The sequence below is a fragment of the Actinomadura sp. HBU206391 genome, assembly GCF_014323665.1.
In the GTDB taxonomy this organism is placed as follows: domain Bacteria; phylum Actinomycetota; class Actinomycetes; order Streptosporangiales; family Streptosporangiaceae; genus Actinomadura_C.
Window position 1 is genome coordinate 20,670 of record NZ_JABVEB010000068.1, and the last position, 10,119, is coordinate 30,788.

General features: G+C 69.8%; 14 protein-coding genes and 1 riboswitch. Of the genes, 7 read left to right on the forward strand and 7 right to left on the reverse strand.

Annotated features, from left to right (window positions below):
• Positions 1 to 74: 74 nt before the first annotated feature.
• Positions 75 to 461 carry a VOC family protein gene (locus HKK72_RS20330; RefSeq protein WP_187235982.1) on the reverse strand — a complete coding sequence of 129 codons (387 nt, stop codon included), beginning with the start codon at positions 459 to 461 and terminating at the stop codon, positions 75 to 77.
• Positions 462 to 548: 87 nt separating this feature from the next.
• Here HKK72_RS20330 and HKK72_RS20335 point away from each other — a divergent pair, with 87 nt between their 5' ends.
• Positions 549 to 1,325 (forward strand): TetR/AcrR family transcriptional regulator, encoded by a 777-nt coding sequence (locus HKK72_RS20335; RefSeq protein WP_187235983.1) that lies wholly within the window; start codon positions 549 to 551, stop codon positions 1,323 to 1,325.
• Positions 1,326 to 1,439: 114 nt separating this feature from the next.
• Positions 1,440 to 1,507: riboswitch (guanidine-III (ykkC-III) riboswitch) on the forward strand.
• A 10-nt stretch (positions 1,508 to 1,517) separates the two neighbouring features.
• Positions 1,518 to 1,832 (forward strand): DMT family transporter, encoded by a 315-nt coding sequence (locus HKK72_RS20340; protein ID WP_187235984.1) that lies wholly within the window; start codon positions 1,518 to 1,520, stop codon positions 1,830 to 1,832.
• Between the two features lie 99 nt (positions 1,833 to 1,931).
• On the opposite strand, the gene HKK72_RS20345 is transcribed toward HKK72_RS20340, so the two are convergent.
• Genes HKK72_RS20345 through HKK72_RS20355 form a run of 3 tightly spaced genes read right to left on the reverse strand, consistent with a single transcriptional unit; the run spans position 1,932 to position 4,322 of the window.
• Complete coding sequence (locus HKK72_RS20345; protein ID WP_187235985.1) at positions 1,932 to 3,191, reverse strand: MFS transporter; 1,260 nt, start codon at positions 3,189 to 3,191, stop codon at positions 1,932 to 1,934.
• Positions 3,188 to 3,670 (reverse strand): serine hydrolase, encoded by a 483-nt coding sequence (locus tag HKK72_RS20350; protein WP_261987000.1) that lies wholly within the window; start codon positions 3,668 to 3,670, stop codon positions 3,188 to 3,190. The genes HKK72_RS20345 and HKK72_RS20350 overlap by 4 nt, the downstream gene beginning before the upstream one ends.
• 10 nt (positions 3,671 to 3,680) lie before the next feature.
• Positions 3,681 to 4,322, reverse strand: coding sequence for a TetR/AcrR family transcriptional regulator (locus HKK72_RS20355; RefSeq protein WP_187235987.1), 642 nt, complete (start codon positions 4,320 to 4,322; stop codon positions 3,681 to 3,683).
• A gap of 154 nt (positions 4,323 to 4,476) precedes the next feature.
• Here HKK72_RS20355 and HKK72_RS20360 point away from each other — a divergent pair, with 154 nt between their 5' ends.
• Positions 4,477 to 5,895 carry an MFS transporter gene (locus HKK72_RS20360; protein WP_187235988.1) on the forward strand — a complete coding sequence of 473 codons (1,419 nt, stop codon included), beginning with the start codon at positions 4,477 to 4,479 and terminating at the stop codon, positions 5,893 to 5,895.
• 167 nt (positions 5,896 to 6,062) lie between these two features.
• On the opposite strand, the gene HKK72_RS20365 is transcribed toward HKK72_RS20360, so the two are convergent.
• Complete coding sequence (locus HKK72_RS20365; protein ID WP_187235989.1) at positions 6,063 to 6,509, reverse strand: winged helix-turn-helix transcriptional regulator; 447 nt, start codon at positions 6,507 to 6,509, stop codon at positions 6,063 to 6,065.
• 116 nt (positions 6,510 to 6,625) lie between these two features.
• Here HKK72_RS20365 and HKK72_RS20370 point away from each other — a divergent pair, with 116 nt between their 5' ends.
• Positions 6,626 to 8,110 carry an MFS transporter gene (locus tag HKK72_RS20370; RefSeq protein ID WP_315987350.1) on the forward strand — a complete coding sequence of 495 codons (1,485 nt, stop codon included), beginning with the start codon at positions 6,626 to 6,628 and terminating at the stop codon, positions 8,108 to 8,110.
• A 157-nt stretch (positions 8,111 to 8,267) separates the two neighbouring features.
• Here the strand turns inward: HKK72_RS20370 and HKK72_RS20375 are convergent, their stop codons facing one another.
• Positions 8,268 to 8,711, reverse strand: a complete 444-nt coding sequence (locus HKK72_RS20375; protein ID WP_187235990.1) for a DUF4259 domain-containing protein — start codon at positions 8,709 to 8,711, stop codon at positions 8,268 to 8,270.
• A 93-nt stretch (positions 8,712 to 8,804) separates the two neighbouring features.
• On the opposite strand from HKK72_RS20375, the gene HKK72_RS20380 reads away from it, so the two are divergent.
• Positions 8,805 to 9,119 carry a hypothetical protein gene (locus HKK72_RS20380; RefSeq protein ID WP_187235991.1) on the forward strand — a complete coding sequence of 105 codons (315 nt, stop codon included), beginning with the start codon at positions 8,805 to 8,807 and terminating at the stop codon, positions 9,117 to 9,119.
• Positions 9,120 to 9,188: 69 nt separating this feature from the next.
• Here the strand turns inward: HKK72_RS20380 and HKK72_RS20385 are convergent, their stop codons facing one another.
• Entirely contained in the window at positions 9,189 to 9,464 is a 276-nt protein-coding gene (locus tag HKK72_RS20385) for a hypothetical protein (protein WP_187235992.1), read from the reverse strand.
• Between the two features lie 283 nt (positions 9,465 to 9,747).
• Between HKK72_RS20385 and HKK72_RS20390 the strand changes: the two genes are divergently transcribed.
• Positions 9,748 to 9,897 carry a hypothetical protein gene (locus tag HKK72_RS20390; RefSeq protein ID WP_187235993.1) on the forward strand — a complete coding sequence of 50 codons (150 nt, stop codon included), beginning with the start codon at positions 9,748 to 9,750 and terminating at the stop codon, positions 9,895 to 9,897.
• A gap of 11 nt (positions 9,898 to 9,908) precedes the next feature.
• Positions 9,909 to 10,119: hypothetical protein (locus tag HKK72_RS39980; protein WP_222720921.1), on the forward strand; the 211-nt coding region annotated here is incomplete at its 3' end.

Here is a 10,119-nt window from a genome sequence, read left to right on the forward strand (position 1 = left end):
GGGGTGGTGCTCGCTCGCCTGCTGCCGGTGCCCATTGCGCGGTGCTCATTGCGCGGCGCTCGGCTGTCCCGTGTTCACTGGCCGGCGGGGGTGACCCAGTCGACGAGCTGGATGACGACGCCGCTGGGGTCGGTCACCTGGAACAGGCGCTCGCCCCACGGTTCCTCGCGCAACTCCATGGTGATGGCGACGCCCTCCGCGCGCAGCCGCTCGTACTCGGCGAACAGATTTTCGACCGTGAACGCCACGATGATGCCCGACACGCGCTGGTCGCGGAAGCCCTCGGGGAGTACCTCTATGCCGCGCTTCAGGTAGATGACGTTCGGAGCGTCGTCGCGGACGAGCGAGGCGAAGCCGTCCGCCGCGGCGGCCTCCCGGAAGCCGAAATGTTCGGCGAGGAAGCCCGCCGACGCGGCGACGTCGTCGACGGTCAGCGAGACGGCGGTTGAGGTGATCTTCATGGTGGCTCCACTGCTCAGCGGGCTCAAACTCTGTACAACGTACTCTATACGACGTACAAAGAAGTTCGTCGCGAGAGGATGGGCTTCATGGCGAAGGATCGAATCGGCACGGGCGACCCGTCCCGCACGCTCGAGCTGCTCTGGCGGGAACCGGGCCGCGGCGGTGGCAAGGGGCGCGGCCCCAAGCAAGGGCTGAGCGTCGACGCGGTCGTCCACGCCGCCATCGAACTCGCCGACGCCGAGGGACTGGACGCCGTCACCATGCGGCGGGTCGCCCAGCGGCTGGGCGTCACGCCGATGACGCTCTACACGTACGTGCCGGGCAAGGCGGAACTGCTCGACCTCATGCTCGACACCGTCTACCTGCGGATGGAACGCGCCGACCATGCCGGCGAGCCGTGGCGGGAGAGGGTGGCGGCGGTCGCCCGCGAGAACCGGGAACTCGCCGATCGGCACCCCTGGACGGCCGCGCTGACGGTGACCCGGCCGCCGCTCGGGCCGGGGCTCGTGGCGAAGTACGAGCACGAACTGCGGGCCTTCGAAGGGCTCGGCCTCGATGACGTCGAACAGGACGCGGCACTGACGCATCTGCTCGACTTCGTGCAGTCGACCGCCCGCAAGGCGCACGACGCGGCCGCGGCCGAGCGCGACAGCGCGATGTCCGACGAGCAGTGGTGGGCGGCGAACGAGCCGCTGCTCGCCCGGGTCTTCGACCCCGAGCGCTACCCCGTCGCGACCCGGGTGGGAAGCGCTGCGGGCGAGGCGCACCAGAGTGCGTACAGCGCGGAGCACGCCTACGAGTTCGGGCTACGGCTGATCCTGCAGGGCCTGGCGGGCTTGATTGGCGAGACAGCGCGCGATTAGGCCCTGCCCTGCGATTCGTTTGGTGCGGTGATGCCCGTCCTGGAAAGGCCTGGACCGAGGTCGCATGGGGCGATGGGCGAGTTCGTCCCCCGGTATCGGGTGTGAGACCTTGGAACGGAGCCCGAAGAAGGTGGCTCCCGGACGAGGGGTGCCGTACCCGGTGTGCGACAAGACGGCCCACAGGAGGCCGTGATGTCGTGGTTCGTCCTCGTGCTCTCGGGTGTGCTGGAAGCGGTGTGGGCCACCGCCTTGGGGAAGTCCGAAGGTCTCAGCCGACCTGGCCCGTCCGCGCTCTTCTTCTCGGCCTTGGCCGCGAGCATGGCAGGTCTGGGCTATGCGATGCGCGAGCTGCCCCTTGGTACCTCGTACGCGGTATGGGTGGGCATTGGTGCGGCACTCACCGTCATATACGCGATGGCCACCGGTCAGGAACCGGTGTCTGCGCTAAAGATCTTGTTCCTGGCCATGATCGTTGGAGGCGTGATCGGGCTAAAGCTCACTCATTGAGACCCCGCTTACGCGTCGGTCAGAACCGTCCCCCAGGTCCCGCCGGCGCTCCCGTCTTGGTCGATGAACTCTCCCATGGCGTACATGGTGGTTCATCACTCAACGCGAGGTTACGGATTCACTGAGCATCGACAATTGTCCAGATCGGCTGGACCGGCCGCAGGCGGCGGCCGAGAGCGCGCCGAGGAGGACGAGGCCGACGAGGGCCGTCGTCGCGCCTGCGTCTCCGGCGTCGAAGAGCCGCCCCACTGCGAGGCCTCCGGCGAAGGCGACCATCCCGGACAGGAAGGCGGCCACTCCCAGGTACGCCCCGATCCGCGCGGGCGGGGCGTACCGGACGGTGGTCTGGAAGATCGACGGTTGCACCACGCCCTTCGCCAGTCCGTTGAGCGTGGCGGCGATGAGCAGGCAGGTCAGCCGTCCACCGCCCAGAGGGACGAGCAGCACGTATCCAGCGCCGGCGCACAGCAGTCCGGTGCGGAGCGCCCACGGGCGCCGAGCCCGGTCACCGGCCGCACACCACGGCTGAATCGAGGCGGCGGCGGTCGCCGACAGGCAGAAGAACATCGTCGACGCTGCGGGGCCGAACCCCGTGAGGGGGATGACCGTCACCGTCGCGTCGGCGAGCAGCAGGCTGGGAGCGCAGGCCACGGCGAACCGGAGGAACGCCCGGTCCCGAAGCACCGCTGTCACACCGCCGGCGACCTCCCGTGCCCCGGCCGGGCTGGGCAGGTCGCGGCGCTGGCGGTGCAGCATGACGAACAGGACGGCCGCGACCGTCCACGCGGCCGCCGCCGCAGCCGCCAGGAGCCCGAACCCGCCCGGCAGGCCGAACGCGACCGCCGACGCGAGCCCGCCGGACAGCAGGACCAGCCCGGCGGGCGGCCCGGCGACCGCCGCGATCTGGCCGGTCATCACGTACGCGGCGAACCCGCGGGCGCGCCGCGCCGGTGCCACCCCGGCCAGCAGCGACTGCGCGGCAGGGTGGAACAGCGCGCCGCCCACGCCCAGCAGCACCGCCGCACTGAGCAGGCCGATGACCCCGCCCGCCGTTCCCAGCAACGCGAAGCCGCCCGCCCGCAGAACGCAGGCCAGCGCTCCCATCCGCGTCGCGCCGAGCAGGTCGGTGACCGCGCCCACCGGCAGGAACAGCGCGTACTGCACGACCATGCGCACGCCGAGTACCAGGCCGATCGTCGCGGCGAGCAGGCCGAGGTCCTCGCGCATGTGCGCCACGACGTGCGCCATCACCGCGTAGAAGCCGAGCGAGGCGGCGAGTTGCACGCCGACGATCGCCCCGATCACCTGCCGGTCACCGTCGGCGTCCCGCGACGGGGCGGGCGCGAGACCCAGGGTCAACTCATCTCGCCCATGCCACGCGCCAGGATGGTCGCGGTGTCCGCGACCGCGGAGTCGTCGGAGGCGGCGTCGAGGGCGCGGCGGTCGGTGTAGATCGCCATGATCAGTGACGCGCCGGAGGGCGGCCAGGCGATCGCGATGTCGTGCGCGCCGCCGTACGCGCCCGGGGTACCGGTCTTGTCGCCGACGGTCCAGTCCTTGGGCAGGCCGGCCCGGATGCGGCGGTCGCCGGTGGTGTTCGCGCGCAGCCAGCCGATCAGCCGCGCCCTGTCCGGCTCGGCCAGTGCGTCACCGGTGGTGAGCTTGGCGAGGTCCCGCCCGATGAGCGCGGGCATGGTCGTGTCGCGATCGTTGTCCGGGCTCCACTCGTTGAGCTCGGTCTCCCAGCGCGCGCCGAACAGCGTGCCGAACAGCGAGATGACGGCCAGCGTGGCCGATGCCAGAACAGTCCGGTTCCGCCGGGTGTGGGGGTATCGCATCCAATCTTCCTCAGGCGGACGGCAGCAGGGACGGGTCGGCCACCACGCCGCGCAACCGGGAGAGCGCGGCGGCGCGGCCCAGTGCATAGGCGCTCGGGTCGTCGTGCAAGTGCGCCATGCTCGCCGCGCGGGTGGCGAAGGCGTCGAGCTCGAACGCCAACCGGCGCGCGTCAGTGCCTTCGACGATCTCGCCCATCCGGATGGCCTCGGCGATGTTCCGCTCGTACAGCTTCAGCCAGTCGGCGAGGGCGTGCGCGACGGCATCCTTCACCCGCCCGGGACGGGCATCGAACTCGGCGCCGACGGTGTAGAAGAAACAGCCACCGGCGAAGACCGGCTGCCGCTCGTAGTCCAGCCAGGCCTCGAAGGTCCCCCAGACCCGCCGCACCCCCGCCGGATTGGCGTGCGCGGGCTTCACCACGCTGTCAACGAAGATCTCGACCGCCGCGCGGACGGTGGCCAGCTGAAGCTCTTCCTTGGAGCCGAAGTGGGTGAACACCCCGCTCTTGCTGATCTGCAGTTCCGTGGACAGCCGGCCGATCGACAGGCCTTCCAGCCCTTCGGCCGAGGCGATGTCCACGGCTCGGCGCAGGATCGCCTTGCGGGTCTGTTCACCCCGCAGGATCCGGCCGTCCGTTCGGGTCTCGATCATCGTGTCACCGCTCCTCGGCATCGAACCGACCGTCGACAAACCATACGACCATTCGTGCGTCGATCGCCGTCTACGTCGGAAGCACCGGCCTTGACAGTGTGTGGCGCCATAAGTAATCGTACGATCGTTCGTTCATTTTTCCTAGGGAGCCTGTATGTCCTCCACACCACCTCCGGTGGCACGCCCACGGGCCGCGATTCCGCTCCTCGCGTCCGGAGCGGCCTTCCTCGCCATGCTCGACGCCACGGTCACCAACCTGGCGATCCCCGACCTGCACGAGGACTTCCCCTCGGCGTCCGTGCAGCATCTGACCTGGATCATCACGCTGTACGCGGTGTTGTTCGCGGCCCTGCTCGCTCCCGCGGGTCGGCTGGCCGACGTGGTCGGCCGGCGTACGCTCTTCCGGGTCGGCGTCGGGCTCTTCACCGCGATGTCCCTGCTCTGCGCGCTCGCTCCGAACCTGCCGGTGCTGCTCGCCGCACGGGGCCTGCAGGGCGCCGGCGCCGCCGCGATGATCCCCGCGTCCCTGGCGATCCTGCTGCACGACACACCGGCCGATCGCCGCGCCCGTGCCATCGGGCTCTGGAGCGCGGCCGGCGCCCTCGCCGCCGCGGTCGGCCCCAGCGTGGGCGGCGTGCTGGTCGACTCGCTGCACTGGCGTTCACTCTTCTACATCAACGTGCCGATCGGTCTCGCGCTGGTCTACTTCGCGCGCGTCGTCCCGGGTTCGGGATCCGTGGGAGGCCGGCTGCCCGATCTGTTCGGCACCGCCCTGCTCGGCGGCGGCATCGGCGCTCTCACCCTCGGCGTGACCCAGGGCCAGACCTGGCAGTGGGGCGACATCCGTACGGTGTCGGCACTCGCGGGCGGTGCCGTGGCCGTCGGCCTCGCACTCTGGCGCTCCACCCGCCACCCGACACCCGCCGTGGAGACGTCGCTGTGGCGCAATCGCACGTTCGCCGTCGCCAACGTCGCGTCCCTCATGTTCGGTGCCGCGCTCCTTCCCACCCTGCTGATCGGAGTACTGTTCCTCACCAAGGCCTGGCACTACTCCGAGCTCCAGGCGGGCCTGGCGATGACACCGGGCGCGCTGACCGCCGCCGTCGCCGCCGTCGCGGTGTCCCGGCTGACACCGCGCTATGGCCCGCGGCCCGCCGTCGTCGGCGGATCAGTGATCATGACGGCCGCCACGGTCTGGACGCTGCTCGTCCTGTCCGAGGAGCCGAGCTTCCTCACCTTCTGGTTGCCCGCCGGAGCACTGCTCGGGCTCGGCATAGGCGCCCTCAGCACCGGTACGGCCAGTGCCGCGGCGCTGTCGGTGGCTCCGCAACGGTTCGCCGGCGCCACCGGGCTCAACACGACGGCCCGGCAGCTCGGCGGCGCCCTCGGTGTGGCGACGCTGGCGGCGATCCTGCCCACCCGTACACCGGCGACGATCGACGACTTCGTGCACGTGTACGTGTTCTCCGCCGTCGTCGTGCTGCTCGCCGGGATCGCGGGGCTCTGGCTCACGCTCCGGCCACAGGTCGCCCCGGCACCGAGCGATTCCCCGAAGGAGACCGTCGCGGCATGAACACGAGGCCACCGGCCCGTACCGCGGCCCAGGATGGCGGTCGCCATACCGAGCGGGTCGGGGGCTCTCGTACCGCCGGTCCGCAGCCCCCCGGGTCCTGCCCGATACCCGCACGAGGACCCTGGCGGCGCCGGGCCAAACGCACAACGCGGTCGGCCGGACGCAGGTCAGCGTACGACGCCGTCGAGATCCTGCATGGCGTCGGCACGTGAGTCGTAGCCGGAGCGGGCGGCGGCGATCTCGGCCTGGTGTTGCTCGGTCCAGGTGACGAGCGACTGGATCGTGGCGTGCAACGTCACGCCGAGGGGCGTGAGCTCGTAGTCGACCCGTGGGGGAACGACCGGGTGCACTGTGCGGCGTACGAGGCCGTCACGCTCCAGATGGCGCAGCGTCTTGGTGAGCATGCGCTGGCTGATTCCGTCGATCTCACGGCTCAGCTCGGTGAAGCGCATGGTGCGCCGGTCGAGGAGGGCAATGGCCAGCAGCGACCACTTGTCCGCGATGCGGTCGAGGATCTGGCGGACTTCGCAGTCCTCCCTGGTATCCCACTGACGGGCGTCGTAGTCGACGGTATCCGCGCAGTTACTCGGGAACTCGAAAGTGCCGTCTTCCATGGTCATTCATGGTGCCGGAGGATGTGGCTACTTACAAGGGAGAACTGGCAGGCCTCTTGGGAACAGTGACGGGCCGCCCGGTTCTCCCCTCTCTCCGAATCCAAAGGAGCCGACTCGTGTCGACGCCGCAATCTCCGCCGCTCCCCGCCGATACCGGGCCCATGAGCGCGCGCGCCTGGGGCGTGCTGTTCGTCCTGTGCGGCGCGATATTCCTGGAAGGAATCGACGTCGCCATGCTCAACGTGGCGCTGCCGTCGATCCGGGCCGACCTGGGCCTGTCCACCGGCATGCTGAGCGGCGTGGTCAGCGCCTACGTGCTCGGCTACGGCGGATTCATGCTGCTGGGCGGGAGGGCCGCCGATGTCTTCGGCCGGCGACGGATGTTCCTGACCTGGCTCACGGTGTTCCTGCTCTTCTCCGGCCTCGGTGGTTTCGCCACCGAGGGGTGGATGCTCCTCGTCGCACGGTTCGCGACGGGGGTCTCGGCCGCGTTCATGACCCCGGCTGGCCTGTCCCTCATCACGACCGGCTTCGCCGAGGGCCCCCAGCGCAACAGGGCCGTCCTGATCTACGCGGGAACGGCGTCGGCCGGCTTCTCGCTCGGCCTGGTCGTCGGCGGCCTGCTGACCGCGATCGACTGGCGTTTGGTGTTCTTCGCCCCGGTCATCCTGTCGATCGTGCTGCTGCTCGCCGCCGTCCCCCTCATCCGCGACACCGGCACCCGGGAACGCCGCGCCCCGGGCTTCGACCTGGCAGGAGCGATCAGCGTGACCGGCGCGATGCTGCTCCTGGTCTACGGGGTGGTCAGGCTGGAACACCCTGACAGAGGGTGGGGCTGGACGGCCGCCGCCTTCGCCGCCGGGCTCGCCCTCCTGGGGATCTTCACCGTGGTCGAGCGGCGCTCCACCGCACCGCTCGTACGCCTCGGCATCCTGCGCTCGGGACCACTCGTGCGCGCCGACCTCGGCGCGATGCTGTTCGCCGGCTCGTTCTTCGGGTTCCAGTTCCTCATCACCCTGTACCTGCAGGAACTGCGCGGGTGGTCGACGATCCAGACAGGTCTCGCCCTGCTGGCCATCGGCGTCGACGCGGTGCTGGCCCCGACGCTCACGCCGCGGCTGGTCGCCCGGTTCGGCAACGTCCGGGTGATCTTCGGAGGGCTCCTGCTGGCGGTCCTCGCCTACGCCCTGTTCCTGCCGGTCGGTCTCGACTGGACCTACGCGGCCATGTTCCCGACCATGATCATCCTGGGACTCTCGTTCGCCCTGGTCTACGGGCCGCTCACCATCGCCGCCACGGACGGCATCGCGGAGGCCGAGCAGGGCCTGGCCGGTGGCCTGCTGAACACGGCGTTCCAGTTCGGCGCGGCACTCGGCCTCTCGGTGGCGACCGCCGTCAACGTCGCCGTCCTCGGAACCGGCCGATCCGCAGACGCGGAGCTGAGCGCCTTCCGCACCGCCCTGATCGTGCCGGTCGCCGCGGTCGTCCTCGGCGCCCTCGTCATCGCGTTCGGTCTCCGTCACCGCGCGGGAACGGCCACCGCAACCCCCGCCGAATCGGAGGCCGCCCGAACACCGGCGACCGCCGCGGCGTCACGGTGACCCCCGACGGGACACCAGAGGAAGCTAGGGAGATCACTAGCGGCCGACGGCGCGTCCGGGTCGTTCCTGGAACGAGGCGCCCGCCAGTCCCCCACCGTCAGCACGGCTGTACCGCTCCCGCCGGGCTCAGGGACGCGAAGCTGCTTCAGGGCCTCGGTCAGAACAGCTTCGCATTGTCTCCGGGGCGAAGGTGACTGGACAGGACGGCGCGGTAGGGGCCATGCGTGGCCTCCACCCTGGCCAGGCCATCAGCTTCCGCCCACAAGGCGTACCACTCGTTGTCCGCTGGCTCGAAGGCTCGGGTGAACACGCGTTCGGCCAGCAGACAGAGCTCGTCGTCGACTTCGAAGCTCAGCTGGTTCAGGTACTCCCGGCCGTTGACATTGGTGAGCACGGAGTCGTCGATCCGCGCTGCGACCAAGCAGGCGACGGCCAGAGCCCCACTCATCTCCGGACATTCCGCATAGCCGTCGGCATCGACAATCTCCGCCATCACCGTCCAAAGACCGGCCGCCGCTTCCTCCCGCGGCCGGTCCGCCAGCTCACCCAACAGGTCAAGCGCGTCATCGTTGTCGAACGGCCCGCAATCCCAAGCACCCATGTCCGCCTCCTTCAATCCGTCGCCGAACCGTACCGACGATCACCGACATCTGTGAGATGACCGAGACCAGCGGTTCTGTGGGAACTCGACTCGATGATCCGCGCACTTCGCGGGGCCGGGTCGGACGTGCTCACGCTCGGGCTCCTCGACGTCACACGGTCCGGAAGCATTCCGGCGAAGTACGCCCCGGCGCTGAGTTCGGGGATCCGCCGGCAGGCAGAGATCACGCAGGAAGTGGCCGCACGACACGGCGCCCCGCACCTCCGGCTCACCGACCACCCCGCCGGCGGCGACCCCGGCATCCTCTCCAGCGATCTGCTGCACCTCAACGCCCGCGGCCACGCGATCGTGGCGGCCGAGACGATCCGCGGGCCGGCCGCCCACCGCACCCTCAGCCGGCACGCCTGATCGGTCAGCGTGCGCCCCTGCCCAGGTCCCGCATCGTGTGGGCGCGGGCGTCCGGGATGGGAAGCGTCGTCAGAGTGGCCAGTTGCCGGCCTCGTCCCGCAGGATGCGTTCGAACCAGTCCGCGGTCAGTGCCGCGCATCGGACAGGTGAACCAGCGGCGTGGAGTACCTCTACCACGGACCCATGGAATTGGGGGATGTACATCTGGTTGTGCACTTCGGTACCGAGCACGCTCTGGCCGTCGAAGAACGCACCGAACACACGAGTGATGGCATCGGTTCCAGGCGTCACCGGAAAGAGCAGAGCCAGAAGATGCGCGAACCCGGTCTCCTCGGGATGCGGCACTCCATGGCCCGCACCCTAGCCCCGAAAACGGAAAGATCGTCTGGGTACTATTGAAATGAACGGGGATGAAGTCATGAGCAATGGCGTCTCATGGATAAGGCGAACAACTGCAAGATCACGATCGGTCAGTGGCCGGTCTGATCGACTCTAGCGCCATCGCACCCGTCCCGGTCCCTGACACGTCACTCGCCTCCCCTCACTGGTGTAGCCCACCGCGCCTGCCGGAGAGCAGGACGCCCCCCTTCGCACAACGCGAGACACCGGCGACTCCACTTCGGTATGCGTGGGCGTCGGGGCGACGGTCGCCTCCGCGGTCGAGCGGCCTGTCGTCGGCGCCGCAGGCGGCGGCACCGGCCGGATCGTTTTCACCGGCGCGCCCGACGCCTCGGGCGTCGTCACCTCGTCCGTGGGGGCCGCCACCACCGGCGTCTGAGACGACGGCGCTTGGCCCCCGAGCTGGGACAGCCCGTAAATGGCCAGCGCCCCGGCTACTCCGGCCGCTGCCAGAACGCCGACGATTCGCGCGCGCCGCGAGTCATGGGGCAGCCGGCGCGTGCCTTTTCTTCGCCTGCCGGTCAACCGCTCAACGACGAAGCCGAGCAGCTCGAAAAACGCTTTCAATTTCCGCTCTCGATTCCATTTCGCCCCCCAGGCG